The 25,837-nt window shown below is 63.2% G+C and carries 32 protein-coding genes and 1 tRNA gene; 19 read left to right on the top strand and 14 right to left on the bottom strand.

Features of this window, described 5'->3' with window-relative positions; translation table 11 throughout:
• Nucleotides 1-82: 82 nt before the first annotated feature.
• Nucleotides 83-580 (top strand): heme-degrading domain-containing protein, encoded by a 498-nt coding sequence (locus FA94_RS10850; protein ID WP_035550668.1) that lies wholly within the window; start codon nt 83-85, stop codon nt 578-580.
• Between the two features lie 10 nt (nt 581-590).
• A complete protein-coding gene (locus FA94_RS10845; protein ID WP_063771821.1) occupies nt 591-923 on the top strand; it encodes a DMT family transporter in 333 nt (110 codons plus the stop codon).
• 43 nt (nt 924-966) lie between these two features.
• On the opposite strand, the gene FA94_RS10840 is transcribed toward FA94_RS10845, so the two are convergent.
• On the bottom strand, nt 967-1,347 hold the full coding sequence (locus FA94_RS10840; RefSeq protein WP_035550662.1) for a hypothetical protein: 381 nt from the start codon (nt 1,345-1,347) through the stop codon (nt 967-969).
• A gap of 81 nt (nt 1,348-1,428) precedes the next feature.
• Entirely contained in the window at nt 1,429-1,620 is a 192-nt protein-coding gene (locus tag FA94_RS10835) for a hypothetical protein (protein WP_035550659.1), read from the bottom strand.
• A gap of 264 nt (nt 1,621-1,884) precedes the next feature.
• Between FA94_RS10835 and FA94_RS10830 the strand changes: the two genes are divergently transcribed.
• Nucleotides 1,885-2,154 carry a hypothetical protein gene (locus tag FA94_RS10830; protein ID WP_035550656.1) on the top strand — a complete coding sequence of 90 codons (270 nt, stop codon included), beginning with the start codon at nt 1,885-1,887 and terminating at the stop codon, nt 2,152-2,154.
• Nucleotides 2,154-2,579, top strand: a complete 426-nt coding sequence (locus FA94_RS10825) for a DUF1488 family protein (protein WP_231584924.1) — start codon at nt 2,154-2,156, stop codon at nt 2,577-2,579. Before FA94_RS10830 ends, FA94_RS10825 begins: the two co-directional genes overlap by 1 nt.
• A gap of 44 nt (nt 2,580-2,623) precedes the next feature.
• Here FA94_RS10825 and FA94_RS10820 read toward each other — a convergent pair whose 3' ends face one another.
• Nucleotides 2,624-3,625: an NAD-dependent epimerase/dehydratase family protein gene (locus FA94_RS10820; protein WP_035550653.1), complete on the bottom strand. Its 1,002-nt coding sequence runs from the start codon at nt 3,623-3,625 to the stop codon at nt 2,624-2,626.
• 135 nt (nt 3,626-3,760) lie between these two features.
• On the opposite strand from FA94_RS10820, the gene FA94_RS10815 reads away from it, so the two are divergent.
• Both FA94_RS10815 and FA94_RS10810 read left to right on the top strand, forming a co-directional pair.
• Nucleotides 3,761-4,573: a TetR/AcrR family transcriptional regulator gene (locus tag FA94_RS10815; protein WP_035550652.1), complete on the top strand. Its 813-nt coding sequence runs from the start codon at nt 3,761-3,763 to the stop codon at nt 4,571-4,573.
• A 46-nt stretch (nt 4,574-4,619) separates the two neighbouring features.
• Nucleotides 4,620-5,750 (top strand): enoyl-CoA hydratase/isomerase family protein, encoded by a 1,131-nt coding sequence (locus FA94_RS10810; protein WP_035550650.1) that lies wholly within the window; start codon nt 4,620-4,622, stop codon nt 5,748-5,750.
• 26 nt (nt 5,751-5,776) lie between these two features.
• Here the strand turns inward: FA94_RS10810 and FA94_RS10805 are convergent, their stop codons facing one another.
• Nucleotides 5,777-6,202, bottom strand: coding sequence for a hypothetical protein (locus tag FA94_RS10805; protein WP_035550647.1), 426 nt, complete (start codon nt 6,200-6,202; stop codon nt 5,777-5,779).
• Nucleotides 6,203-6,715: 513 nt separating this feature from the next.
• Between FA94_RS10805 and ssuD the strand changes: the two genes are divergently transcribed.
• The 4 genes from ssuD (at nt 6,716) to FA94_RS10780 (ending at nt 10,141) form a co-directional block, all read left to right on the top strand.
• Complete coding sequence (gene ssuD / locus FA94_RS10795; protein ID WP_035550644.1) at nt 6,716-7,876, top strand: FMNH2-dependent alkanesulfonate monooxygenase; 1,161 nt, start codon at nt 6,716-6,718, stop codon at nt 7,874-7,876.
• Between the two features lie 70 nt (nt 7,877-7,946).
• The gene (gene ssuC, locus FA94_RS10790; RefSeq protein ID WP_035550642.1) at nt 7,947-8,780 is read left to right on the top strand and encodes an aliphatic sulfonate ABC transporter permease SsuC; all 834 of its coding nucleotides are present in this window, start codon (nt 7,947-7,949) and stop codon (nt 8,778-8,780) included.
• Nucleotides 8,780-9,868 (top strand): ATP-binding cassette domain-containing protein, encoded by a 1,089-nt coding sequence (locus FA94_RS10785; protein WP_035561845.1) that lies wholly within the window; start codon nt 8,780-8,782, stop codon nt 9,866-9,868. The genes ssuC and FA94_RS10785 overlap by 1 nt, the downstream gene beginning before the upstream one ends.
• Before the next feature lie 57 nt (nt 9,869-9,925).
• Nucleotides 9,926-10,141 carry a TOBE domain-containing protein gene (locus FA94_RS10780; RefSeq protein WP_011488137.1) on the top strand — a complete coding sequence of 72 codons (216 nt, stop codon included), beginning with the start codon at nt 9,926-9,928 and terminating at the stop codon, nt 10,139-10,141.
• Between the two features lie 17 nt (nt 10,142-10,158).
• Here the strand turns inward: FA94_RS10780 and FA94_RS10775 are convergent, their stop codons facing one another.
• Complete coding sequence (locus FA94_RS10775; RefSeq protein WP_051980522.1) at nt 10,159-10,479, bottom strand: hypothetical protein; 321 nt, start codon at nt 10,477-10,479, stop codon at nt 10,159-10,161.
• Between the two features lie 192 nt (nt 10,480-10,671).
• Between FA94_RS10775 and FA94_RS10770 the strand changes: the two genes are divergently transcribed.
• The gene (locus tag FA94_RS10770; protein ID WP_035550639.1) at nt 10,672-10,869 is read left to right on the top strand and encodes a hypothetical protein; all 198 of its coding nucleotides are present in this window, start codon (nt 10,672-10,674) and stop codon (nt 10,867-10,869) included.
• A 116-nt stretch (nt 10,870-10,985) separates the two neighbouring features.
• Nucleotides 10,986-11,228 (top strand): hypothetical protein, encoded by a 243-nt coding sequence (locus FA94_RS10765; RefSeq protein WP_035550636.1) that lies wholly within the window; start codon nt 10,986-10,988, stop codon nt 11,226-11,228.
• A 174-nt stretch (nt 11,229-11,402) separates the two neighbouring features.
• On the opposite strand, the gene FA94_RS10760 is transcribed toward FA94_RS10765, so the two are convergent.
• Entirely contained in the window at nt 11,403-11,669 is a 267-nt protein-coding gene (locus FA94_RS10760) for a hypothetical protein (RefSeq protein WP_035550634.1), read from the bottom strand.
• 436 nt (nt 11,670-12,105) lie between these two features.
• Here FA94_RS10760 and FA94_RS10755 point away from each other — a divergent pair, with 436 nt between their 5' ends.
• Nucleotides 12,106-12,342, top strand: a complete 237-nt coding sequence (locus FA94_RS10755; protein ID WP_081935862.1) for a type II toxin-antitoxin system HicA family toxin — start codon at nt 12,106-12,108, stop codon at nt 12,340-12,342.
• Between the two features lie 22 nt (nt 12,343-12,364).
• Nucleotides 12,365-12,784, top strand: coding sequence for a type II toxin-antitoxin system HicB family antitoxin (locus tag FA94_RS10750; protein WP_035550630.1), 420 nt, complete (start codon nt 12,365-12,367; stop codon nt 12,782-12,784).
• A gap of 183 nt (nt 12,785-12,967) precedes the next feature.
• Here FA94_RS10750 and FA94_RS10745 read toward each other — a convergent pair.
• Nucleotides 12,968-13,043: transfer RNA gene (locus tag FA94_RS10745), tRNA-His, on the bottom strand.
• An 89-nt stretch (nt 13,044-13,132) separates the two neighbouring features.
• The gene (dusA, locus tag FA94_RS10740; RefSeq protein WP_035561839.1) at nt 13,133-14,134 is read right to left on the bottom strand and encodes a tRNA dihydrouridine(20/20a) synthase DusA; all 1,002 of its coding nucleotides are present in this window, start codon (nt 14,132-14,134) and stop codon (nt 13,133-13,135) included.
• A gap of 850 nt (nt 14,135-14,984) precedes the next feature.
• Between dusA and FA94_RS10730 the strand changes: the two genes are divergently transcribed.
• Both FA94_RS10730 and cysC read left to right on the top strand, forming a co-directional pair.
• Nucleotides 14,985-16,565 carry a tetratricopeptide repeat-containing sulfotransferase family protein gene (locus tag FA94_RS10730; protein ID WP_051981200.1) on the top strand — a complete coding sequence of 527 codons (1,581 nt, stop codon included), beginning with the start codon at nt 14,985-14,987 and terminating at the stop codon, nt 16,563-16,565.
• The gene (gene cysC / locus FA94_RS10725; RefSeq protein WP_035550626.1) at nt 16,562-17,098 is read left to right on the top strand and encodes an adenylyl-sulfate kinase; all 537 of its coding nucleotides are present in this window, start codon (nt 16,562-16,564) and stop codon (nt 17,096-17,098) included. The genes FA94_RS10730 and cysC overlap by 4 nt, the downstream gene beginning before the upstream one ends.
• Nucleotides 17,099-17,238: 140 nt before the next feature.
• On the opposite strand, the gene FA94_RS10720 is transcribed toward cysC, so the two are convergent.
• Together FA94_RS10720 and FA94_RS10715 are read right to left on the bottom strand one after the other, a co-directional pair.
• Complete coding sequence (locus tag FA94_RS10720; protein ID WP_231584920.1) at nt 17,239-17,586, bottom strand: hypothetical protein; 348 nt, start codon at nt 17,584-17,586, stop codon at nt 17,239-17,241.
• Between the two features lie 168 nt (nt 17,587-17,754).
• Nucleotides 17,755-17,967 carry a DUF3820 family protein gene (locus FA94_RS10715; protein ID WP_035550621.1) on the bottom strand — a complete coding sequence of 71 codons (213 nt, stop codon included), beginning with the start codon at nt 17,965-17,967 and terminating at the stop codon, nt 17,755-17,757.
• A 181-nt stretch (nt 17,968-18,148) separates the two neighbouring features.
• On the opposite strand from FA94_RS10715, the gene FA94_RS10710 reads away from it, so the two are divergent.
• Nucleotides 18,149-19,201, top strand: a complete 1,053-nt coding sequence (locus tag FA94_RS10710; RefSeq protein WP_035550619.1) for an NADP(H)-dependent aldo-keto reductase — start codon at nt 18,149-18,151, stop codon at nt 19,199-19,201.
• 44 nt (nt 19,202-19,245) lie between these two features.
• On the opposite strand, the gene FA94_RS10705 is transcribed toward FA94_RS10710, so the two are convergent.
• On the bottom strand, nt 19,246-20,529 hold the full coding sequence (locus FA94_RS10705; RefSeq protein ID WP_035550616.1) for an MFS transporter: 1,284 nt from the start codon (nt 20,527-20,529) through the stop codon (nt 19,246-19,248).
• Between the two features lie 113 nt (nt 20,530-20,642).
• Nucleotides 20,643-22,040 (bottom strand): M20 family metallopeptidase, encoded by a 1,398-nt coding sequence (locus FA94_RS10700; protein ID WP_035550613.1) that lies wholly within the window; start codon nt 22,038-22,040, stop codon nt 20,643-20,645.
• A 141-nt stretch (nt 22,041-22,181) separates the two neighbouring features.
• Between FA94_RS10700 and FA94_RS10695 the strand changes: the two genes are divergently transcribed.
• Together FA94_RS10695 and FA94_RS10690 are read left to right on the top strand one after the other, a co-directional pair.
• Entirely contained in the window at nt 22,182-23,168 is a 987-nt protein-coding gene (locus tag FA94_RS10695; protein WP_035550610.1) for a LysR substrate-binding domain-containing protein, read from the top strand.
• Between the two features lie 246 nt (nt 23,169-23,414).
• A complete protein-coding gene (locus FA94_RS10690; protein WP_035550606.1) occupies nt 23,415-23,837 on the top strand; it encodes a hypothetical protein in 423 nt (140 codons plus the stop codon).
• Nucleotides 23,838-23,902: 65 nt separating this feature from the next.
• Here the strand turns inward: FA94_RS10690 and FA94_RS10685 are convergent, their stop codons facing one another.
• Nucleotides 23,903-24,742, bottom strand: coding sequence for an ABC transporter permease (locus FA94_RS10685; protein ID WP_035550604.1), 840 nt, complete (start codon nt 24,740-24,742; stop codon nt 23,903-23,905).
• A gap of 160 nt (nt 24,743-24,902) precedes the next feature.
• Nucleotides 24,903-25,817, bottom strand: coding sequence for a nodulation factor ABC transporter ATP-binding protein NodI (nodI, locus tag FA94_RS10680; protein ID WP_035550601.1), 915 nt, complete (start codon nt 25,815-25,817; stop codon nt 24,903-24,905).
• Between the last annotated feature and the right edge of the window lie 20 nt (nt 25,818-25,837).

The following is a 25,837-nucleotide window of genomic DNA, read 5'->3' as shown; positions in this document are numbered from 1 at the left end:
CGTATGCGGCATTGGCCGTACTCATGCATCGACGCGCGCCTCGACGCCGGAATCGCCTTAACTCTTACTCGCCCCGAACGCCATGGATATCGCACACGATCTGCAGATGATTGCCGCCCAGGAACACGCGCTGGTGTTCCCTCAATTCGACGCCGACCGCGCATGGCAGGTTGGTGTCTATCTGCACGAGGTCGCGAAAGCGCGCGGTATCGCCGCCGCCATCGACGTGCGCACCTTCGGTCAGCCGCTGTTCTTCAGCCTGCTCGACGGCGCGACGCCGGACAACGTGGATTGGGCGCGCCGTAAGGGCAACACGGTCGCGCATTTCCGGCGCAGTTCGTACGCGATCGGTCTGAAGATGCAGCAGGCCGGCAGCACGCTGGCCGACAAGCACGCGTTGCCGTCCAGCGAATACGCGTCGCATGGCGGCGCGTTTCCGTTGACGGTGACCGGTGTCGGCGTGATCGGCTCGATCACGGTGTCCGGTCTGCCGCAGCGCGCCGATCATGAGCTGGTGGTGGAAGCGCTGTGCGCGCATCTCGGCCATGACTACAGCAAGCTCGCGCTTGCAAAGGCCTGACGCGATGCGGATGCCTCCTTATGCACTGCTCGGCATCGCGATCGTCGCCGAAGTGATTGCGACGTCGGCGATGCGGGCCTCGGAAGGTTTCTCGCGGCCCGTGCCGTCGACGGTTGTCGTGATCGGCTACGGCATCGCGTTTTACTGCCTGTCGCTGACGCTCAAGAGTATTCCGGTCGGCATCGTCTACGCGGTGTGGTCGGGCGCCGGCATCGTGCTGATCACGCTCGTCGCGCTGGTGCTGTACCGGCAGGTGCCGGATCTGCCGGCCATCATCGGGCTAGGGCTGATCATCGCCGGCGTCGCGGTGTTAAATATCTTTTCGAAGATGCAGGCGCATTGACGCGTTGACGCATTGACGTTTCTACAGGCGGCACGCCGGGCGCTTACTTGCAGCGCACGATCATCGAGCGGTTCTTGACGTTCGCCGACACGACGTTCGTCACGCTGCCGCCCGCGGCGCCGCCTTCGTCGTTGTCTTTCGACACGATGTCATAGCCGGTCGCGCCGCAGGCCTTGCCGGCCTGCACGTAGCACGAGGCCCAGCTCGACGCGGCGTCCGCGCCGCTGCAATTCACCGCGAAGCCGGTCTGGCCGTTCGGCAGATTGATCAGCGACGTGGTGTTCGACGATGCGCAGCCGGCGAGGCTCATGCCGAGCAACACGGCAGCGGGTAGCGCGACGGGTAGGGACACCTTACGCAACATGGCGAGCGTGGCGCTCAGGCAGAGGTGGGTGGCGCGGCGCGATTGCGTCATGTATTGCATCGTGAGGTTTCCTTTCAGATAGATGTCCGGGGCTCGCCGGATCGGCGCGAGGCGGAGAGGGAAGAGGCCCAGGCGCCAACCCTACGGCGTCTCGATCGTGATGCCCGCTGCGCTGACCAGCCGGCGGCTTTCTGTGCCGCTGACGGTGGCCGCGTCTTCCCAGATGCTGATGGCTTTCGGAATGTCGATGCCGTGGCTTTCGGCGTAAGCAAACCATCGATTCGCCGCATCCGGCTCGGGCAGTTCGTGGTTCCGCAGAAAATATTTTCCCATATTGCGCTCGCTGAACTCGAAAAGGCGTCTCCCGTCAGCACGGATCGTGCCGCGGAGTCTGTTCGACCGGCCGGCGCGGCACAAGTGCGATCCAGTGTAGCCGGGGCGAACTTATCGGCTGGCGAAGCGCCTTACTTACTCGCCGGTTGGCGATTGATACAGAGGGCGCCGGGAGCACTCATGCGTTAGATGCGCTCAACACGGCGTCCGCACCAACGCCAGACGACACAAATCGCTACATCAACTGCAACGAGGAGAACGAAGATGGCTGAACGGGTCAGCGGACCTTATCGCGGCTATTACATCAGCGCCGCCGCGCGCCTCGTGCCGGCCAACGCGGCGCCGGCCCATGCCGTCGGCGGGACCTACATCGGCTCGGTGAGTCTCGCGGAACTCGGCCCGGACGATCCGCACCGGATCGAGACCTTGCTGGAACTCGGCGGCGAGCAGCGTTTCGGCAGCGAGGAGGAGGCGCTCGGCTTCGTCGAACAGGCGGCGCGCGACTACGTCGACCGGCTGCTCGGAGGTCACTGATGACGACGCGCGACGCGAAACAGCAGGCCGTCGCAGGCTGGACCATGGTCCGGCCGCGCGAGTACCATAGCGGGGTTCTCCGGGACCGGCGGATGCGCGCCGGCCCCGATCTCCCGCCGGATACTTCTGATGAGGCGACCATGGAAATTCGGTTTCCCGCGGACGCGCCTGCTTACCGCGATTCCAATCTCACCGTCGTTTTTCCCGCCCTGGTGGATGGCGAACCAGTGCCGTGCGCGATCTCGGTCGAGGCGCTCGAAGACCACTTCGGCGCGTACAGCGAAAACCTCGAAGGCTGGCTGCGCGCGTTCGACGCCGGCCGCGAGCGCATCGAGGCCGTGGCGCGCGAGCATCTGCAGATCAGTAACGGCACGCCCGTGCTGCTCAAGAGCGGACACTTCCCGCCGGGCAACATGGCGGGGTGAGCAGCGCGGCGGTTCGGTTTCCCACTTGAACCCGCCGTCCTGAATCACGCCGCTTTCGCCGCTCCACCACCGCCTGCCGCAGCCTTTGCCGAAGCCGCCTCGCGCGCGGCTTCAAACGTCTGCCGGATGCCTTCCTCATACGACGTTTTAGCAATCGGCCCAATCAATCCGGTCAACGCCGAGTCGTCCATCACGACCGGTTCGGTCATCAGGTAGTTCATCTCCACCAGCTCGCGCATCAACGGATTGAACAGGCCGAGTACGCGCAGCATGGTCTTGCCGGCAATCATCAGCTTCGGTTTCTGGCCGGCCAGCGCGTAGGCTTGCCGCGCCATTTCGCGCTGCGTGATCGTACCGGCGCCCGCCAGATGCCACCAGCGTCCATACGCCTCGGGCGTACGCGTGAGTTTTTCGACCACTGGTCCGGCATCCGGCAGATAGATGAACTCGTGTTGCACATCCACGGGGCCGATCATCTGTGCGCGCGTGCCGCTGGCCGCGCCTTCGAACACGCCGTTCACCAGGCTGCGCTCGATCCCTGGGCCGTAGAAATCGGGCAGGCGCAGCACCAGCGTCGACAGACCGTTGCGGCCGTGCGCCGCGAGCACCAGCTTTTCCTGCGCGAGGCGCATCTGGCCTTTGAACGTGTGCGGCTCGCGCGGATGATCTTCGCGAATCGGATTGCTGCGCGCGCGGCCGTACGGGTACACCGTGCCGATCAGAATGAAACGTTCGACACCCGCCGCCGTCACGCCGGCGAGCGTACGTTCCATCAGCGGCGGATGCTCGGCGAAGCGGTCGTAGGGCACGCCGACCAGATAGATCACGGTTTGCAAGCCGGCGGAGGCTGCCTGGATCGAAGCGGGATCGTCCGGATTCCAGGTGACGATTTCGGCGTGCGGATCGTGGCCAAACGCCGCCTCGAGCGGCTGACGCGAGCGGCCGACCACGCGGTAATCGCGCCCTGCGGCGCTCAGCGCCGCAGCAATGATCTGACCAGCCGCACCCGCGGCGCCGAACAACCCGACTTTCCCGTTTGCTTCCATGACGACTCCTTGAGATGGCGCCAGATCGCGCCGCGAGTGAATTTGCCTGATGACTTAAAATTTAGTGAACACCGTTCAGTGAACAGTGTTCAGTTTAATTTGACTTTTCAGTTTGTCAACCCGAAAATAGATGTCATGGGAATCGCTGAACGAAAGAACCGCCAGAAGCAGGCACTGCGCGAACGCATCCTCGATGCCTCGCGGCGCATCGTGATGCGCGAAGGCTTCGCCGCGCTATCCATGCGCAAGATCGCCGACGCCATCGAATATTCACCGGCCACGCTCTACCTTCACTTCGCAAGCCGCGACGAGATCGCGCAGGCGTTGTGCGAGGAAGGTTATGCGCAATTGCTGGAGACGTTCGTGCCGCATGCGCGGATCGCCGATCCGGCTGAGCGGCTGAAGGCGCTCGGGCGCGCTTATATCGCGTTCGGGGTGGCGCATCCGCAGACTTACCGGTTGATCTTCATGGAAGATCCGAGCTACACCGGCGCGGCGTTGGGTGGGGCGGCCCGCAAGGCGCAAGCGTCGGCGGACGAGGAGGCGGGCGCGGAAGTTGACGATGCAACGACGTCGTCGGCGAAGAAGCAGGCTGCGGCTAGGGAATCCGCCACGGCGGCGACCGCATCGTTGGACTCGGCCGCGCACACGGACGACGACCCCGGCGCCGCCGCGCTTCATATCATGCTCGGCGCGCTCGAAGAGCTGAAGGCCGCGGGGCGGCTATCCGCATCGGCGGACGTGGGCGTATGGGCCGAGGCCTTCTGGGCGACCTTGCATGGCATCGTCGCGCTGAACCTCACGTGCCCGGTGTTCCCAACGGCGCCGCTCGACACGGTGCTGAACCTGACGCTCGACGTCTGGTTTGGCCCATCCAGCGCCGTTCCCGAACCCGCTGTCAAACCCACGCCCGAGCCGCGCGCCAAACCGAAAGCCGCGAGCGCGTGATAACGTTCAGTTCCATTTCAATTTGCGCCGTCGCGCGTAGCACGCCATGTCCATTTCCGCCTCGCCCGCCGTCAGCGACGAAGTCGCGACTTACGTAGCCAATCGCATCGGCTTCATCGAACTGGAGCGGCCGAAGGCGCTCAACGCGCTGTCGACCGGCATGATTCGCGCAATGCACGCGGCGCTCGACCAGTGGCGCGACAATCCCGACGTGATCGCGGTCGTGGTGCGCAGCCAGCATCCGCGCGCGTTCTGTGCGGGCGGCGATATCCGCTTTCTGTACGAGTCCGCGCAACGCGGCGAGCATGACGCGCGCGACGTGTTCTTCATCGAGGAATATCAGCTCAATCACGCCATCTTCACGTACCCGAAGCCGTATATCGCTCTGATGAACGGCGTCGTGATGGGCGGCGGGATGGGCATTTCGCAGGGCGCGCATCGCACCGGCGGCCTGCGCGTCGTCACGAACTCCACGAAGATGGCGATGCCCGAAACCCGCATCGGCCTGTTTCCCGACGTCGGCGCGAGCTGGTTTCTGGCCCGCACGCCGGGCGCGATCGGCCGCTATCTGGCGGTGAGCGGGGAGACCATCGGCGCCGCGGACGCGCTGTACGCCGGCCTCGCCGATGTTTATCTCGACGACTCGGCGTTGCCCGCGCTGGTCGACACCTTGCGCAGCGAGCTGTTCGAGCGCGGCGCGGAGGTGGTGGCGTGCGTCGAGCGCGAAGCACTGGCGCATCAGGTCGTGCCGTCGCCCGAGGCTTCGTCGCTGGCCAATGCGCGGGAGTTGATCGACCGGCATTTCGCGCTGCCCGACGTCGCGCGGATTCTCGCGTCGCTCGAACAGGCACGCGACGGCGACAGCGGCGAATGGGCCGAACAGATGATCGCGGTGTTGCGCGAACGCTCGCCGTTGTCGATGGCGGTGTCGCTGGAAGTGGTGACGCGCGCCGAGTCTTCGATGGCGGACGTGTTGCGCTGTGACCTCGATCTGACGCGTTCGTGCTTTACGCGCGGCGATACGGTCGAAGGGATTCGCGCACGCATCATCGACAAGGACAATGCGCCGCGCTGGCGTTTCGCGCGTATTGAAGACGTGAGCGCGGCCGACGTGGACAAGATGTTCGAAAGCCCGTGGCCCGCGAGCGAACACCCGTTGCGGGATCTGCGCGGTTAGGTTCGCCTAGGTTCGCTAAAGCTCGCTTACTCCTCGTCTTCACTCGCCATGAAGGCGCGCATGAACACTAGCGCGCCCCAGCCCCACATTGCATTGGCCGCGAACGCCACCGCGAGGCGCGGCAGCATGTTGCCGCTCGGCCAGATGCCGCGCAGCGGATCGACCACGAACACGCTCGCCGCCGTCAATGCAATGCCGCCGAACACGAAGGCCGGCACCCACGGCGCGCGCCGTTGCGGCGCGACGCGCAATAGCCACGCCATCAGCACGGCCCAGAATGCGCTCCAGATAGCATTGGCGATGAATTCCGGTAGCCCGAGCGGTAAAAACGGTGCGGTGGAAAAACCCGTCGGGTCGATTAGCCCGGCTGCGTGCAACAGCGCCAGCGTCGATTCGTGAAAGAACAGGGAAGCCAGGAAACCGGCGACGAACGGCAGGATGAGTTTTTGCATGCAGTGCACCGCGAGAGCTCAGGCGGCGCGGTTCGCGCGGCCTGCACCGGGTTATTGGAAACGTGCGCCATTATATCTAGGGACCTTTGCTTTCCTGCGTGCACGGCGCGCAACAGCCGTATGCTTTAACGTCGGGCTAATCACGAAAGTGGAAAACCTAAGCTAAAAAAAATCGTTCAAAAGCCGCGGCCCGATCCCTAGACTGCTTCTCCATGCAGACGGTGTTTGCCACCGTCGCCCATTTAATCGAGCGCAGCACGCGCACGTCTGGTCGAGGGAAGCTGTCGCGATGTCCTGCCTGATGCCGATCTTCATCCGCCGCCCGGCGTACGCGCGCCGACGCTGTCGTCGCTAGCCGGCGCGGTTACCGCCACTTTTTCTTGATCCTCTTTTGCGTTGCATCGCCGGGCCGCTGACAGACGGCTGCCCGTGGGATGCGCGCGGCCGGCGTGTGCGCGGACAGATTCCGCGGCGTCTTCATTCAAACCCGTTTCGAACAAGCAGGAGCAGCACATGAATGTGTTCTGGTTCATTCCGACTCACGGCGACAGCCGCTATCTCGGTACGTCCCAAGGCGCACGCGCAGCCGATTACGACTACTTCCAGCAGATCGCCGTGGCTGCCGACACGCTCGGCTACGAAGGCGTCCTGCTGCCGACCGGCCGTTCATGCGAAGACGCATGGGTGGTCGCGTCGAGCCTGATCGCTGCGACCAAACGTCTGAAGTTTCTGGTGGCAATCCGTCCGGGCATTTCGTCGCCGGGACTGGCGGCGCGCATGGCGGCGACCTTCGACCGCCTGTCGAACGGACGTCTGCTGATCAACGTCGTGACCGGCGGCGACGCGGCCGAGCTGGAAGGCGATGGCGTGTTCGTCGATCACGATACCCGCTACGAGATCACCGACGAATTCCTGCATATCTGGCGCAAGCTGCTCACCGCATCGCATACCAACGACGCGATCGATTTCGACGGCAAGCATCTGAGTTCGAAGGGCGGCAAAGCGTTATATCCGCCGGTGCAGAACCCGCATCCGTCGCTGTGGTTCGGTGGTTCGTCGCCGGCCGCGCACGACATGGCGGGCGAGCATATCGACACTTATCTGACGTGGGGCGAGCCGCCCGAAGCCGTGGCGAAGAAGATCGCCGACATTCGCGCGCGCGCCGCGGCGCACGGCCGCACGATCAAGTTCGGGATTCGTCTGCACGTGATCGTGCGCGAAACCGAAGAAGAAGCGTGGGCCGCCGCCGACAAACTGATCAGCAAGCTCGACGACGAAACCATCGCGCGCGCCCAGGCGTCGTTCTCGAAGATGGACTCCGAAGGCCAACGCCGCATGGCTGCGTTGCACGGCGGCAAGCGCGGCAGCCGCGCGGAGCTCGAGGTCTATCCGAATCTGTGGGCGGGCGTGGGCCTCGTGCGCGGCGGCGCGGGCACGGCGCTGGTCGGCAATCCGGAGCAGGTGGCGGCGCTGATGAAGGAGTACGCCGCGCTCGGCGTCGATACCTTCATTCTGTCCGGCTATCCGCATCTGGAGGAATCGTATCGCTTCGCCGAGCTGGTGTTTCCGCTGCTGCCGAACCGGCAGAACAAGGCCTCGAATGGACCGCTGTCGGGTCCGTTCGGCGAGATCGTCGGCAATAACTATTTGCCGAAGGCGGCGAGTTCGAGCTGAGCGCGGCGCGCTCCGCTTGCACCCGGCGCACCCGTCGCATCCGGCGATGCGGCAATCAGGAAAAGTCATCATGGCTCAAGCTACCGTGAATGCGGATCAAAACGAAAACGCGCGCGAGCGATCCGGCGTGTTGCGCCGGATCGGTGCGCATGTCGCGCCATGGCTCGCGCCGCTCGCGATTCTGCTGGCGTGGGAACTCGCCGCGCGCAGCGGCGTGCTATCGACGCGAGTGCTGCCCGAACCGCTCGCGGTCGTGAAGGCGGCGTGGTCGCTGATCCAGTCCGGCGAAATGTGGGCGGACGTCAAGGTCAGCACGTGGCGGGCGGTGTCGGGCTTTGCGATCGGCGGCGGGATCGGTCTCGTGCTCGGGCTCGCGACCGGCCTGTTCAAACCCGCCGAAATCGCGCTCGATTCAACCGTGCAGATGGTCCGCAACATCCCCGCGCTGGCGATGATTCCGCTGGTGATTCTGTGGTTCGGTATCGAGGAAGAGGCCAAGGTATTTCTGGTCGCGCTCGGCGTGTTTTTCCCGATCTACGTGAACACGTTCCACGGCATCCGTTCGGTCGACGCGAACCTGATCGAAATGGCGCGCAGTTATGGCGTGAAGGGTTTCGCGTTGTACCGGCATGTGGTGTTGCCGGGCGCGTTGCCGTCGATTCTGGTCGGCGTGCGTTTCGCGTTCGGGCTGATGTGGGTCACGCTGATCGTCGCCGAGACGATTTCCGCACAGTCGGGCATTGGCTACATGACGATGAACGCGCGCGAGTTCCTGCAAACCGATGTGGTGGTGGTCGGCATTCTGCTGTACGCGGGGCTCGGCAAGCTCGCCGACGTGCTGGCGAAGAGCCTCGAGCGCGTGTCGCTGCGCTGGCATCCGGCTTATCAACGAGGAGCGAAATGATGAACGCGACGACTCTTTCGGCGTCGTTTGGCGGGATCGCGGGTAGCGATCTCGAAGCTGAGCTGGCGCAAACGCGTGTTGTCGATCGTGATGCTGGGGAAGCGGCGGGATTTGAGTTTGACGATGCGTCGCATGAGGTTGCTCAGGTGGGGGCGGTGCGTGCTGTTGAGGTGTCGGCGCGTGGCGATGCGTGTGGGGCTGCTGAAGTGCGTGATTTTGCTGCGGGGGCGGTGGCGCGGTTGGTTGAGGGGGGCGGCGCCGGTTCAGACGCGGATTCCGCCGCAGGGTCAGCCGATTACTCGGTGCAGTTGCGCGGCGTCGGCAAGCAGTACGGCGAGCGCAAGGTGCTGGCCGATTTCGATCTGTCGATCGAGCGCGGCAGTTTCGTGGCGATCGTCGGCCGCAGCGGCTGCGGTAAATCGACGTTGCTGCGGCTGGTCGCCGGCCTCGAAAAAGCCAGCGTGGGCGTGCTCGACAAACGCGCCGAAGACGGCGGCCCGCTCGACACTCGCATCATGTTTCAGGACGCGCGCCTGTTGCCCTGGAAGAGCGTGCTGCAGAACGTGATGCTCGGCCTCGGCCGCAGCGCGCGCGACGATGCGCGCGCCGTGCTCGCCGAAGTCGGCCTGCTCGAACGCGCCGACGACTGGCCCGCGCAGCTTTCCGGCGGGCAGCGTCAGCGGGTCGCGCTGGCGCGGGCGCTCGTGCATCGTCCGCAATTGCTGCTGCTCGATGAACCGCTCGGCGCGCTGGATGCGCTGACGCGGATCGAAATGCACGCGCTGATCGAGCGTCTGTGGCGCGAGCATCGTTTTACCGCATTGCTGGTCACGCACGACGTGCACGAAGCCGTCGCGCTCGGCGACCGGATTCTGCTGATCGAAGAAGGGCGGATCGCGCTCGATCAACCGGTGCCGCTCGCGCGTCCGCGGGCGCGTGCGTCGGCGGGTTTCGCGGCGCTCGAAGACCATGTGTTGCAACGCGTGCTGAAGACCGCGCCGAATGACGACGCGCTGTCGTATCGCGCCTACGAGGTCCGTGACGAAGGCCGTGTCATGCGGCCGACCGAGGTCCGCTGGGCCGTCTGAGATTGCTTGCCTGACCTGTTTTTTCAATCGCTTTTCTGGACTCTGGAGTCACCCGATATGAGCATTTCCGCAATCAACGTACGCAATCAGTTCAAAGGCAAGGTCAAGGAAATCATCCGCGGGCCGGTGGTATCCGAGGTCGATGTGGATACGCCGTTCGGTATCGTCACCTCGGTCATCACCACGCGCTCGGTCGATGAACTCGACCTGAAGGTCGGCTCGGAAGTGGTGGCGCTGGTGAAGTCGACGGAGGTGTCGATCGCGCGTCTTTGAGGCCGGTGCTGGACGCGCTATTTCGCGTTCGCGCCGCTGGCGGGCGGCTCGCGCATCATCCGGTCGTTGGTCGGTTTGGGCGGACGCTTGACCGGCATGTTGTCCGGGTTGCTCGAACCGCCGGAGCCTGAGGCCGCCTCTGGCGGTTTGGCCATTGGGGCGTTGCTGTCCTGGTGTGGGGGCGGGTTGGTTTGGACGCTTTGTACGGTTTGCACGGGCCGAGGCGTTTGGGCGAACGTCAGCGGGCCGCTCAAACCGAATAGCGTGAGCGCGATGCTCGCCTTCAATGCGGGGGTCAGTGCTTCGTTTAGCGTTGCATTCGACGTTGCGGTCAACATTTTTAACGCCGCTGATCTGCTTCGTTTCATGTCCTTCTCCTTTGCGAGTCCGGCCTTGTCTGGCCGGATTCCGCGCGCGTCCGACGTGCCGCATCCGACACCCTGCACACGCAATCCCTATGCCTCGACGCATGGCTGCATACCGCGCTGAAAGTTGCTAGGATGAATTGATCATCCCGACGGGAGACGGCGATGTCTAAATCATTGAGTCCCGAAGCGATCGAAGCGTTGCGGCGCCTGAACGAGGTCGGCGTCGGCCAGCCTGCGCCGGCCTTTGCGCAGGCCGTCGCGGCGGAATTGCTGGCGAGCGGCCTGGTTACCGAAGCGGGCAGCGGCGAGGTCGAGATCACCTGCAACGGCCGGCAGTATCTGTCGGGCGATTGCGATTGATCGTCAGGGTGGAGTTGCGCGATGCGCGAGCTGGCGCTCGCAGGGGAAGTGCGGCCGTGCGTCCGTCCCGGGACCGATTTCCATAGCTCACACCACGAGTCACCACGGAGGCGACCATGGAGCCGAAAGGCCTCGACATGGGGGATTACCGGGAGCGCTATCAGGACTACGACATCGAGGTTGCGGTCGAGCAGGTGCTGACCGGCGTCAAAGCGCATTTCCGGGTGCTGCGGGGCGGCGCCGTGGTGATCGAGTGGCGGCTCGTGCGGATCGACAGTCTCTGGCCGACCGAACATGCTGCGGCGGAGGCGGCTTTCCGCGCCGGGCGCGAAACGATCGATGCGGGCATCGCCGCCTAGCCTCGGCAGCGCATGCGGCGCTGAGTCGAGATCGACGACACAGCGGTGAAACCCGCATCAATCCGGCACTAACCGCTGTAAACGCAAACTGGGCGCCGGCATGAATACATCATGCGCGACGCCCAGTTTTGTTTATCTGCTGCCCGTGGCGGCAGCAGATTCAACAACGACTGCTTAGTGGCCGAAGAAAACCGACTGCGGGCCCGAAGTCGCTTCACGCGTACCCGATTGCGACGACACGCTCTTCACACCGCCGTAAGCGTTCGATTCCGATTGAACGCGTTCTGCAGCGACGGTTTGAGCGTTCTGGCCTTGTTGCGAAGCCGGGGCGCCAACCGACGGACGATACGACGGTGCCGGGCCGTAGCCGCTAGCAAAAGCGGGAGCGGCGATCGAGGCAGAAACAGCAACCAGCACAGCGGCGATAAGCTTGGTGTTCATGGTGTGACTCCGTTAAACGTTTCGACTTCAGTTCAGGATGGCGTCGCAGGGGCCGGTGGGGTGTGTCTGCAACGTCGATGGAAGGCAGTGTATACCCCTACTATCGAGAATTTGTGCTGATAATTTGAAATTACTGTTCTCGATATTGAAATAATCGGCCGGAGGCAGGCGGGAGAAGGGCGAGCGACGTTCCGACCCCGATGGGCGGGCGGGTTTGGGGAGGAAAGACCCGCTCGCGGAGCGGGTTATCGGCGGATGTGCACGAAAAGCGCGGGTGGCAAGTTCGGTTTGCGCGGAGACTTCGGCTCGATCTCCATTGCTCGGCATGAACTGTTTGCCGTGATCTATCCGATGCAACTTTAATGTTGCATTTTTAGTTTTTTGATACAACATATTTGTTGTACTAATTTCTCTCTGACTTACCGAGAGGGGGAGCATGAAGTACAGCGAGTTTAGGAAGTGGCTGAGGAAACAGGGTGCGACCTTCGAGCGGCACAGAAGCGGTTCAAGTCACTATCGGGTCACGCTGAACGGTAAGACGACCATTTTTCCCGATCACGGAGCCAAGGAAATGGGTACCTTCCTTGTCGAAGCGATCAAGAAGCAGTTGGTATCCAATGAGCCGGGGCAGCTCAGACCGGTCCGATCGTTCGCGGCCTTTGTGTTTTCTTGAAGCGGTACCACTGGAGAATCGTATGTTGTCGTATCCCATCGAGCTGACGCCGGATTCAAATGGCACGCTTCTCGTCACGTTTGCGGACGTGCCTGAAGCGCTCAGCGTTGGAGAGAACGAAGATGATGTAATCGTGCAGGCTCTCGACGCGCTGGAAGCGGCACTTGAGATCTACGTTTCGGAAAAGCGGCCCATTCCGTTGCCGTCCAGGGCGAAGCGCGGCCAGCACGTCGTGACCCTGCCGGCGCTGGTCACATCAAAAGTTCTGCTGGCAAATGAAATGCTGCAGCAGAACGTGCGCAAGGCGGAGTTGGCGCGCCGGCTGAAAGTGAATCAGGTGCAGGTCGATCGCCTGCTCAATTTCAGGCATTCGTCGAAGATCGAGATGGTCGAATCCGCGTTCGCCGTGCTTGGCAGGCGCCTCGAAGTGAGGCTCGTCTGAGCCGGCTTGCCGCATCATCAATGAAACCCGCTTCGGCGGGTTTTTTTATTGTTCTCGCGAAGAGCGGAGGGACTGCGGTCATCACCCGATAAAGAGCGGGCTTCGACTCAGAGACCCAAAACAAAAACGGCGTTGTGATTTCTCACAACGCCGTTCGTCAAACTATTTACTGCTTGAATTCTTTGGGGTGGCTGATGGGGCTCGAACCCACGACAACAGGAATCACAATCCTGGACTCTACCAACTGAGCTACAGCCACCACTGACATCTGCTTGACTTGCCTAAAAACTCTGGCTCGTCGATGAAGAAACGAGATTATACGAACAAGATTGGCGTTTGCCTAGTCCTTTATTCAAAAATTTCGACTGGCTCACGCAGATGCTGTCTTGCCTCGTCGAAGATGCTCAGATCGCGCGCGGCGAGACGCTTGCTATCCGACAACACGCGGCGCCATCCACGCGCACCGGCTTCGCCGCGATACAGACCGAGCGCATGGCGCGTGATCGCGCCGAGGTACGTGCCGCGCGCCATTTCAGCCGCGCAATACTCGATCAGTTTCGCTTCGACCTGCTCGCGCGTTAGCGGCGTTTGCGTCGAGCCGTAGAAGCGTGCGTCGACGTCGGCCAGCAGATACGGGTTGTGATAAGCCTCGCGCCCGAGCATCACACCGTCGACGTGCTGAAGATGCGTTTCCACTTCATCGAGCGTTTTGATGCCGCCGTTAATGATGATCTCCAGATGCGGAAAATCACGTTTCAACTGATAAGCGTAGTCGTATTTGAGCGGCGGAATCTCGCGGTTTTCCTTCGGACTCAAGCCCTTCAGAATCGCGTTGCGCGCGTGCACGACGAAAACATGGCAGCCCGCCTCGGCGATCGTGCCGACGAAGTCGCGCACGAAACTGTATTCCTCCACGGCGTCCACGCCGATCCGATGCTTGACCGTCACCGGCACCGAGACGGCGTCACGCATGGCCTTCACGCAGTCGGCAACGAGCTGCGGCTCGTTCATCAGGCACGCACCGAATGCACCGCGTTGTACGCGCTCGGACGGGCAGCCGCAGTTCAGATTGATCTCGTCATAACCCCATTGCTCCCCCAGTTTGGCCGAGCGCGCCAGGTCGGCCGGCTCGCTGCCGCCGAGTTGCAGCGCGACCGGCGCTTCTTCCGGCGTAAACGCGAGATGGCGCGGCACGTCGCCGTGCAGCAGCGCGCCGGTCGTGACCATTTCGGTGTAAAGCCAGGTATGGCGCGAGATCACGCGATGCAGCGACCGACAGTGACGATCGGTCCAGTCCATCATCGGGGCGACGGATACGCGGCGGGGACTGGGAGTTTGAGGTGAAGACATGAGGCGGCCAACGGCTTGATTCAAAACGCCGATTTTACCGCAATGCGTGAAATCGCCGGTCTTGACTGACGATTTTGTCTGCGTTGCCGAATAACTCGGAAAAACCCGGAACAACGCAGAGCAATAACACCCTCGCCTCAACGCCCCCGTCCCGAGCCGCCGCCGCTCCACGAACTACCACCGCCATGGGACCCACCATACCGCCCCCGTGATAGCCACCGCCACCGCCATGCCAGCCACCACCGTGCCAGCCACCGCGACCATGCCAGCCACCACCACGGTAATAACAACAACCGCCCCAGCCGCCCCAGATTCCGACCGAACCATAAACCGGTCCATACGGCGGCCCGTACCCGTAACCATAGTCGGGGTAATACGGTTGCGCGTACCCATACCCATAGCCATAAGGCGGTGCGACCGCACAACCGGTGAGCGTTGCCGCTACCGCCAACAGCGCTATCGATGCAATGAGCCTGCTCACGATTTTCTCCTGGCGATTTGCTCCTGCTATATGAATCAGAAAAATCGCGCGTGTAGGAGTTCAGCGTCATTTGTGTCCGCAGATTACGGCTGATCGATCGCTGCCCGCATCGACGAAGCATTGACAAAGATGCCACGCCATAGCCGCCAAGCATTGCAGAGGCCTTGCAAAGTGTCGCCGTGACTTCGTGTTGTAACAGTTAGTTAAAATTTCGAAACGTAACTGTATGGCGAGCCTGTTAATTTCGCGTCAGACAATACCCCTCGAGTTCAGCGCGTGAGTTGCTCTCGCGCCGCGCTGAACGACGAGGACGCATCCGCCCACTCCCAGGACCGCTCAATGCGCAGCCTGCGAAAGAAACAGCCGTCAATGAAGCACGATCCACAACCGGCTACCGCATCCGAATGGTGCGCCGAAGGCGAAGCCTGCGCCGCGCGCGGCGACCTCGAAGGCGCGCTGCAGCGCTTCGACACCGCGCGCGCGCTCGACCCCGCCAACGCCATCGTCCATGAGCGCCGCGCCGCGACGCTCGCCGTTCTGAACCGTTTTCCCGACGCCGTGCAGGCGTATCGCGCAGCGGCCGCGCTCGATCCGCTCAACGCTGACACGTATCACGGCCTCGGCTGGTGCTTCGAGCAGATGCACCGGCTCGAACCCGCGCTGGACGCGTATCGCGAAGCCGTGCGCCTCAATCCGAAGGCCGACGGTTCGCACAATAATCTGGGCAACTGTCTGCACGCGCTCGGCCGCTTCGACGAAGCGCACGAAGCCTATCGTCACGCGATCGAAGCCGCGCCGACGGCGCCGCTCTATTACCGCAACTTCGTGCAGTCCAAACGTCTCGCCGTCGACGATCCGGTGTTCGCGGCGATGGAGCATCTGGCGAACCATGCCGATTCGATGACGCGGGACAATCAGTCGGAGATCCACTTCGCGTACGGTCAGGCGCTGTCCGACATGGGCCGCAACGACGAAGCGTTCGACCAGTTCCTGATGGCCAATGCGCTGCGCCGTCCCGGCGTGCGTTATGTCGAAGCGGAGGCATTGAGCCTGTTCTCGCACTTGCCGCAGATGCTCGGCGCGGAGGTGCTGGCGGCCAAAGGCGGATTAGGCGATACGTCGGCGGCGCCGATTTTTATCGTCGGCATGCCGCGCTCGGGGTCCACGCTGATCGAACAGATTCTGGCGAGTCATCCGAAGGTGTTCGGCGCCGGCGAGCGCACGGAATTCGGCGAGGCGCTGGTGAGCGGCATCCATCGCGGCCTGGACGATCCGTTGAAGATCGATATCGAAGGGCTGCCGGACGCCGAGGCCGCGCCGTTGCACGCGCTCGGCGCGGACTACCTGCGGCGTATCTACGACGCGGTGCCGGAAATCCAGACTGCGATGCCGGGCGGCGAGCGCTATACGCATTTCGTCGACAAATATCCGTTCAACTTCATCAACGTCGGGCTGATTCATCTGGCGCTGCCGAACGCGCGCTTCATTCATAGCAGCCGTTCGCCGTTGCAGACCTGCCTGTCGATTTTTTCGCGAATTTTTCATGACGTGCCGTTCGGTTACGATCTCGGCGAACTGGGCCGTTACTACCGCGCTTACGATGCGTTGATGAAGCATTGGCAAAGCGTGCTACCCGAGGGCGTGATGATCGAAGTCAAATACGAAGAGCTGGTCGACGATCTGGAAGGCCAGGTGCGTCGCATCCTCGCGCATTGCGGGCTCGACTGGGACGAACGCTGCCTGTCGTTTCATCAGACAACACGTCAGGTGAGCACGGCCAGCGCGGCGCAGGTGCGTCGTCCGATCTACAAGACTTCGTTGCAGCGCTGGCAGCCGAGGCGAGCGTTGCTGCAGTCGTTGTTCGACGGTCTGGGTCCGGAGCTGGCGGCGAACGAAGTAAACGCCGCCCCCGGCACAGTCAATGCAAATCACCCGGAGCGTCCGGCATGAGCGTATCGCGTGGTGCGGTGATCTGGATGACGGGGTTATCCGGCGCAGGGAAGTCGACCCTGGCCAACGCGTTGCATCAACGCTTGAATGACATGGGGCAGGCGTCGATCGTGCTCGACGGCGACGTGTTGCGGCGCGGCTTGAACGCCGACCTCGGCTTCACGCACGAGGACCGCACCGAAAACCTGCGCCGCGTCGCGCACGTCGCGGCGCTTTTCATGCAGCAGGGTTTTGTCGCGATTGCCGCAGTGATTTCGCCCGAGCATCAGCATCGGCGCGCGGCGCGTGAGATTGTCGGCGAAGGCTTCGTTGAAGTCTTCGTGAACGCGCCATTGGCCGTATGCGAGGCGCGCGATGCGAAGGGACTCTACGCACGCGCTCGCCGCGGCGAAATCCCGCATTTCACCGGTATTTCCGATCCTTTCGAAGCGCCGCTCGCACCCGACGTGGTGATCGAATCCGACCGCTTGCCGGTCGACCAGGCGGTGGACCGGTTGCTCGCACAAATAGCGCAGAGTCGTTTGCCGGCTTAACGCGTTTTGTTCTTCCGACGCCGCGTGCCCTCACAGGCCGCGCGGCGCGTCACCATCAAACCCGCACAAGCTCATTGCCTGGCGCTCGCCGCAGGCACGGCCACGGCTCACGCACGTCGCGTCTGCGTGCGCGTCGGCGTTCAATGCAACAAGCCCGGATGATGCAAAGCAGGGTACACGCCGATGATAAACGCCGCATAAATCGCGGCCATGGTCACGCCGGCGGCGGTGCCCCAGATATCGCGCGATGCGGCGCCCTGGCGGAAATGCACGGGCAGTCCGACCACCAGATAGCCGATCAGAAAAAACGCGAGGACCGCACGCACGGGCGAGAGGTCGTGACCGATAAATTCCAGCAATGCGGAGAGACTGAATTCAGACATGAAGAGGCAGGCAATGACACGTGCGAAGGAGTGTTCAAACCACGGTGCAAACCACGCGTCAAACCATTCAGGACTGCGCGAGGGCACATGCGGATTTAAGTCCACGCACGCGAGCTGCGCAAGAAAAAGTCTGTATGAATTTGTACAAGCCTACATTGCTTGCACGTTGCCTGCGCAACGACTTTCATCCGGCTTCGCAGTGCTTCAACCTGCTTTCAATGCTTAACTCGACGACGTATCACGCAAGCGTTTCGCGAAGAATGGGTAAGGATGTCAGCGCTTACGTAAAGGCTCGAGTAACGGCTTCAAACCGTTGTGATCGATCTCTTGCATCAACGCGATCAGCCGGCCAATTTCGCCGGGCGGAAAGCCCTGGCTGGCAAACCAGTTCAGATAGTGACCCGGCAGGTCCGCAATCACGCGGCCTTTATATTTCCCGTAGGGCATCACGCGCGTGACCAGCAGTTCGAGGTGTTCGGGGTTCATGGTGCAAAGGTCGGCAAAAAAACGCGGTGAGCGGGGGAATGGGCAATAACGCGCAACAAGAGAGCAGCAAGCGGACAACAGCGAGCGACGTTCGCCGCCCGTGCATTTTAGCCTCGCTGCAGGCTATTCGCCGACATGGTAACGTCGCCGGTTCCGTTCACACAATCAACAGGACAGTTCAATGGAATACCGCAGACTCGGCGACTCCGATGTGCAGGTCAGCCTGATCGGTCTCGGCACCATGACATGGGGCGAGCAGAACACCGAACAGGAAGCGCACGCACAGATCGATTACGCGCTCGATCACGGCATCAACCTGATCGACACCGCCGAAATGTATCCCGTGCCGCCGCGCGCTGAAACGCAAGGCTCGACGGAGCGCTTCATCGGCACGTGGCTCGCGCAGCATCGCAGCGCGCGCGGGAAGATCGTGCTCGCCACCAAGATCGCCGGCCCGGCGCGTCAACCGCATAACCCGCGCCATATTCGTGGCGCGGGCAATCAGTTCGACCGGCCGAACCTCACCGAGGCGCTGAACGACAGCCTGAAGCGTCTGCAAACGGACTACGTCGATCTGTATCAACTGCACTGGCCGGATCGCAGCACGATGACGTTCGGCCGCCCCGCGTATCCGTGGGTCGACGACGAGTACACGGTGCCGATCGAAGAAACGCTGTCGGTGCTGGCCGAATTCGTGAAGGCCGGCAAGGTGCGTCACATCGGTGTGTCGAACGAAACGCCGTGGGGTGTCGCGCAATTTCTGCGTGCGGCGGAAAAGCTCGGCTTGCCGCGCATCGTCAGTATTCAGAATCCGTATAGCCTGCTCAATCGCACGTATGAGGCCGGGCTGTCGGAATACGCGCATCGCGACAACGTCGGCCTGCTCGCGTATTCGCCGCTCGCGTTCGGCTGGCTGTCGGGCAAGTACGAGGGCGGCGCGCGCCCGGCCGGCGCGCGCATCTCGCTGTTCGAACGTTTCCAGCGCTATAGCAAGCCGCAAGCCGTGCAGGCGACCACGCGGTACGTGGAGCTGGCGAAACGTCATGGCCTGTCGCCCGCGCAATTCGCGCTGGCCTTCGTGAATAGCCGGCCGTTCGTGACCAGCAATCTGATCGGTGCGACCTCGCTCGATCAGCTGAAGGAAAACATCGGCAGCGCCGACGTCAGACTGTCGCCGGAAATCCTCGCGGAAATCGATGCGCTGCATGAATTGCAGCCGAATCCGGCGCCCTGAAGCGTTGGTGACGCGTTAGCGGTGCGGGTGAAGCTCGAAGAAGCTCAGCGAATCTTCAGCTTCGCCCGCACCACATAAAGCGCCAGCAAACTGGCCGCTGCACAGAACATCAGATAAAACCCCGGCGCGAGTTTATTGCCGCTCGCATCGATCAGCCACGTGATCACGAACGGCGCAAAACCGCCGAACACCGTGACGCCGATGTTGTAGCTGACCGAGAGACCGGTCGCGCGTGTCTGCGTCGGAAAGATCTCCGACATCAACGCGGGCAACGCGCCGAAATACGTCGCCTTCAAGATGCCGATCCAGATCAGCGCAAGCAGCATCGTCGCGAACGACGGATGCGCGTTCATATACACAAAGGCCGGATACACCGTCAGCAGCATCAGCAGGGCGGCGAACGCCATGATCCGGATACGCCCGAGCGAATCGGACAGATGACCGGCGAACGGCGTCAATATCGTCAGCACGAAGCCGGTCGCAAGCGTCGCCGCGAAGCCGGTCGACGCGGGCAGATGCAATTGCTTGATCGCATAGGTCGGCATGTACAGGATCATGTAGTTCGCCGCCGTCGAAATGATCAGCGAGCCGACCGCCAGCAACATGCGCAGCTTTTGCGTACCGAACAGATCGCGCAGCGGCGTGCGGGCTTTCGGCTCGGCCGCGAATTCCGCGCCTTCGTCCACGTAACGGCGAATGTAGAAACCGACCGGACCGATCGCGAGGCCGAACAGAAACGGCACGCGCCAGCCCCATGATTCGAGTTGCGCTGCGGTGAGCTGGCTCGTCAGCAGCGCGCCGAAACCGGACGCGAGCAGCGTGGCGAGACCTTGACTCGCGAACTGCCAGCTCCCCATGAAGCCGCGCCGCTCCGGCGCATGTTCGACCAGAAACGCGGTCGAGGCGCCGAATTCACCGCCCGCCGAAAATCCCTGCACGAGGCGCGACAGCATGATGCCCGCGGGCGCCCACAAACCGATCGCCGCATACGGCGGCATCACGGCGATCGTCAACGTGCCGACCATCATCAACGCGATCGACAGCAACAGCGACGCCTTGCGTCCGGCGCGATCCGCGAGCGAACCGAGCACGAGTCCGCCGAGCGGGCGGATCAGATACGAAATACCGAAGGTGCCGAGCGTGAGCATCAGCGAGATCGCTTCGGTGCGCGCCGGAAAGAACAGCTTCGCGATCGTCACCGCGAAGAAGCCGTAGACGACGAGGTCGAACCATTCGAGCGCGTTACCGATCGACGCCGCGAGAATGATGCGATGGGCTTTCGCGGCGGACGGCCGCGCGGCGCTGGCTTGCAAGGTGGACGTGATCATCGTGAACGTGTTCTCGTGACGAATGCGGCGGGGCGAATGGCGCGTGCCCGGGACTGATCTGACGCTGGCCCGGGCTTCGCGAACTGTTTGTGCGGATGGAGTACCGGACTGCCTCAGGCGGCGTTTTTCAGATACGGCGAGTTCTCGCCGAGATCCCAGAACAAACCCGCCATGATCTGCAGACCTTCACGCACCACGGGGCCGAGCAGATGCTCGTTCGGCGCGTGCTGCGAGCAGGCCGGGTACGAGTGCGGCACCCAGATGGTCGGCAGGCCGAGCGTGTCGGCAAAGACTTCATTGGGCAGCGTGCCGCCCAGATTCGGCAGCACGGCGGTTTTCTTGCCGGTGGTCTGTTCGAGCGACGCGACCGCCCACGTGACCCACGGGTCGTCCGGATCGAGACGCGTGGCCGGCGCGCCGCGCTCGACGTCGATCTGCACCAGCGAAAAACCGTGCGCGTCCAGATGCGCGCGCAGATGCCGTTCGAGATTGCGCCAATCGGTGCCGACCACGAAACGCAACTGACAATGCGCGAAGGCCGACGACGGAATCGCGTTGACCGGGTTCTCCGGATTGCCCGCCTTGAAGGCGAGCACTTCGAAGCTGTTCCAGCCGAACACGCGTTCGGGCGCGCTCAGGCCGGGCTCGCCCCAGTTGTCGTCGACTTCGGGGTCGCCCGGACCGCCGCCGACGGTGATATCGGCGAGCGCACGGCGCACCGCCTCCGAAATTGGCGGCGGGCGCAAACCGTCGACGGCGATCACCCCGCGCGCATCGACGAGGCTCGCCAGCGCGTTGGCCAGCACCGTTGCCGGGTTGCGCAGCAGGCCGCCCCAGTTGCCCGAGTGATGCGCGCCGTCGCGCAGATTCAGCGACAGCTTGAAGTTCACCGAACCGCGCGAGCCGAGGAACACGGTCGGGCGGCGCGCGGCGAGACGCGGGCCGTCGGAGGCGATCAGCACGTCGGCGGCGAGTTCGCCCGCGTGCTCGCGGCACACCGCATCGAGCCCCGGCGAGCCGGTTTCCTCGCCCATTTCGATCAGCAGCTTCGCGTTGAAGCCGAGCTGGCCGCCGCGCGCGGCCAGCACGCTCGCCAGCGCGGCAAGGTTGATGCTGTGCTGGCCTTTGTTGTCGGCCGTGCCGCGGCCGTACCAGCGTTCGCCTTCGATCGTCACGGCCCACGGCGTGAGCGGCGCGCGCCACTGGCTGTCGTAGCCGCGCACCACGTCGCCGTGGCCGTAGATCAGCACGGTGGGCAGATGGGCCGCTTCGTGGCGTTCGGCGATCAGGAAGGGTCCCAGGCCGCTGACCGGGTTATCGACGATGCGTGAGGTGAAACCGAGCCCTTCGGCTTCGGGCGCGATTTCGTCGGTCAGATACGACAGCAGCGTCGCGGCGCGATCGCTTTCCTGACTCTCGGTGCGAAAACCCACCCGGCGGGTGAGGTTCTCGAGAAAGGCGCCGGATTCGAAATGCTGTGTCGCGTGTTCGATGGCCTCGTTGCGGCTCATGGTGTGTCTCCAATGCGGGGCGGACTGCGGATGCGGGACAAGGTGCAGCATCGAACCGATTCTAGGAGGCCGTTTTTTTTGTCACAATGATCGTATTTCGAAGCTTGCGTTGCCGAAAAGGCAAAGATTGAGACACACCCTATGACACTTTCCCTGCACGGCATCGCGCTCCGCTATTTCGTCGAAGTCGCGCGCACCGGCTCGATCAGCGACGCATCCGCACGCCTGCATGTCGCGATATCGGCGATCAGCCGGCAGATCGCGCGGCTCGAAAGCGAACTCGGCGTGGCGCTGTTCGAACGGCGCCCGCGCGGCATGGCGCTGTCCGAAGCCGGCGAGCGGCTGCTCGCCTACGCGCACCGCAGCCTGCTCGAAGCGGAACACGTGATGAAGGAGATCGGCGGCCTCGAGAGCCTGCACGGCAGCATGATCAAGATCGTGAGTTCGGAAGGGTTCGCCGCGGATTTTCTGCCCGGCGCGATGGCGAGTTTTCGCAGCCAGTATCCGGGCATCGACTTCACGCTTTCGGTGGTGTCGCCGGGCGAGGCCACCCGCCGCGTGCGCGACGGCGACGCCGATCTCGCGCTGACCTTCAGCCTCGCGCCGGAGAAGGGCGTCAAGGTCGAACACACCGAATCTGCGCCGGTGCTGGCGCTGCTGCGCGCGGATCATCCGCTGGCCGCGCGCGCGAAGGTGTCGCTCGCCGATCTGCGGTCTTATCCGCTGGTGCTGCCTGTGCCGGGCACGACGATTCGCCAGTTGATCGACATTACCTGTGCGCTCGAAGGCATCCTGCTCGAGCCCGATCTCACCTGCAACAACAGCGGCGCGATGTACCGCTATGCGCAGAAGAGCGGCGCGATCATGTTCACGGGTCTGCTGTCGGTGCGCGACCGTTATGTCGGCGACGGCTTCGTCGTGATACCGCTGACCCATCCGCAACTGCGCCAGCGCAGCATCCAGTTGCAGACCATGGCCGGCCGCGAACTGCCGACGGCGGTGCGGGCGTTTCGCGATCATCTGATCGCCGCCATCGGCGGCCCGAAGCAGGCGGAGAGCGGCGGTCCCAAGGTAGCGCGAAAACGAAGCCCGCGCGGCGGTTCGCGCTCGAAGCCCGGCGCGACGTAATAGGCGCGCGCCTGCATAGCCAATTGAAAGCCAAATGTCCCTGTCGGAACGCGAATCACGACCTAAACTGTGGTGGACGGGGCGGGCTGTCGAACTGCGCCGCACGGCGTGCGATGTAGCAATGCATGGCCGGAGGAGGTCCCTTTTGGGGACGCCAATGGTAGGATTCAGCCCGAAAAATGGAGAGCGGCGCGCAAGTGCAACGGCGCGCTGTCCACAACAGAGCGATAGGACTCAGGACATCGAATGGCGCAACAAAAAACAAACCCAAAACTTGAGCAGGCGCTGACGCGCGGGGATCTGGCGATCCGTCAGGCAAATTCGGCACGGGCGACGGCACTGCTGCGCGCGCTGGGCAAGATGATCGTGGAAGCCTCGGCGACGATCGGCGTGGAAGCCTTCACGCTGATTCCCGACGGCGACAAGATCTACGATCCGGCCGATGGCCTGTGGCCGCAGGAACTGCAGGTTTCGCTCGATGGTCCGGTCGAGGAATCCGATCCGGACGAGGTGCGCACGGTGCGTCTGATCGCCGACGATCCGGCCACGGTGTTCCGCGTCGAATGGCAGCGCGCCGACGGCAAAATCGGCCGTCAGGATGGCGGACCGTTCGCGACGGTCGCGTTCATCTCCGACGTGGATATTCCGTGGACGGACGACGAAGACTGAGCGATGTTTTCATCGCCGGGGGTGGTGGGCGCTGAAGGACGTTGAAGGGCGCTGAAGCGATAAGCCTATTTCATCATCCTGCGACGGAACAGCACCGCCGCAACGATAAACCCGCCCACCGCATACACGGCCAGCACCGCGAGGTGCAGCGCGGCGTGCTCGACCGGCCGGCCCAGCATGGCCGGACGGATCAGATCGACAGCGTGCGCGAGCGGCAACACCCCCGTGACCGCGCGCGCCGCGACCGGCAACTGCGAAGTCGGAAAGAACACGCCCGACAGCAGCATCATCGGCGTCAACACCAGCGTCTGATAAAACATAAAGAAGTCGTACGATGGCGCGAGCGCCGTCACGATCATCGCGATGCTCGCGAACGCGAGCCCGGTGAGTACGATGACCGGCAACGCGAGCAGCATCGACGGGAAATTCGCATAGCCCAGCGAGCCCGCCACCAGCATGATCGCCACACCCGACAGCATCGATTTGCTGCCCGCCCACATCACTTCACCCAGCACGATATCGCCGAGCGTCAGCGGCGTATGCATGATGGCTTCCCACGTGCGTTGCACATGCATGCGCGAGAAGCCCGAATACATCGACTCGAAGCTCGCCGACATCATCACGCTCGAAGCCACCGTGCCGGCCGCGAGGAACGCGATGTACGACACGCCATCCACATGCCCGACCATGATCCCGAGTCCGAAGCCGAGACCGAACAGATAGATCATCGGATCGGCCAGATTGCCGAACATCGACGCGATCGCGAGTTTTTTCCACACCAGAAAATTGCGGCGCCATACCGCGACCCACTTCACCGCGTTCGTCGGGAACGCGCCGAAGGGTTCCTGGGCGGAGGGCTTGTCGCTGGGGGCGTGATCCGGGGTGTCGTAGGTGCGTGCGTCCATGGCGTGTCTCGTGCTGTTTGCCCGAGGGATTTCCTTCGGGGCGTTGTTATGGCGATCAGGTGCGGCGGTGGGTGGCCGGCGCGATACACGTGATGCGCAAAATGCTTGCGATATGCATGAGTGCTCGATGCGTTCAATGCACTCAATGCGCTCGCAACGATCAGTCCTGCATTTCGCGGCCGGTGAGCCGCAGAAACACATCTTCCAGATTCGCCGGCCGGTGCAGATAGCGCAGATCGGCGCGCTGTTTGAGCCGGGCATGCACCGGTTGCGCGTCGTTCACATAGCAGAACAGCGTCTCGCCGCTGATCTCGGTACGCTCGACCAGCGGCGCGAGTTCATCGCGCAACGCCACCGGATCGGGGCCGAAAATCTCGATCACGTCGCAGCCGATCTCCGAGGCGATCAACTCGCTCGGCGCACCTTCGGCGATCTTGCGGCCCTCTTCGATCACGCATAGCCGATGGCAAAGCCGTTCGGCTTCTTCCATGAAATGCGTGGTCAGCAGAATGGTCTTGCCGCGCGCGAGCAACGAGCGCAGCCGCTCCCAGATCAGATGCCGGGCCTGCGGATCGAGACCGGTGGTGGGTTCGTCCATGATCAGCACGTCGGGATCGTTGACGAGCGCGCGCGCCAGCGTGAGGCGCCGCTTCATGCCGCCCGACAGTTCGCTCACACGGGCGTCGGCCTTACTTTCGAGCCGCGCGAATTCGAGCAGCGACGGCACCATCGCGCGGCATTGCGCGGCGCTCAAACCGAAGTAGCGGCCGAACACCAGCAGGTTTTCGCGCACGGTGAAATCAGGATCGAGATTGTCGAATTGCGGCACCACGCCGACCCGCGCTCGCGCCACGCGTGCGCGGCCCGGAATCGGCTCGCCGCACAGACGGATCGCGCCGGCATCCGGCGCGGCAATGCCGAGCAGCATGCGCAACGTGGTGGTCTTGCCCGCGCCATTCGGGCCGAGCAGGCCGAAGCATTCGCCGGCGTTCACATGAAACGACAACCCGTCGACGACCGTCTTGTCGCCGTAGCGCTTTTTGACCTGATGGAATTCAATGGCGGCTTCAGACATGGATCGAACGTGGCTCCGGG

Origin of the sequence: Burkholderia sp. 9120, from assembly GCF_000745015.1 — a bacterium.
Classification (GTDB): domain Bacteria; phylum Pseudomonadota; class Gammaproteobacteria; order Burkholderiales; family Burkholderiaceae; genus Paraburkholderia.
Note: the sequence above shows the minus strand (reverse complement) of the source record. Positions and strands in the feature narration are given on the sequence as shown.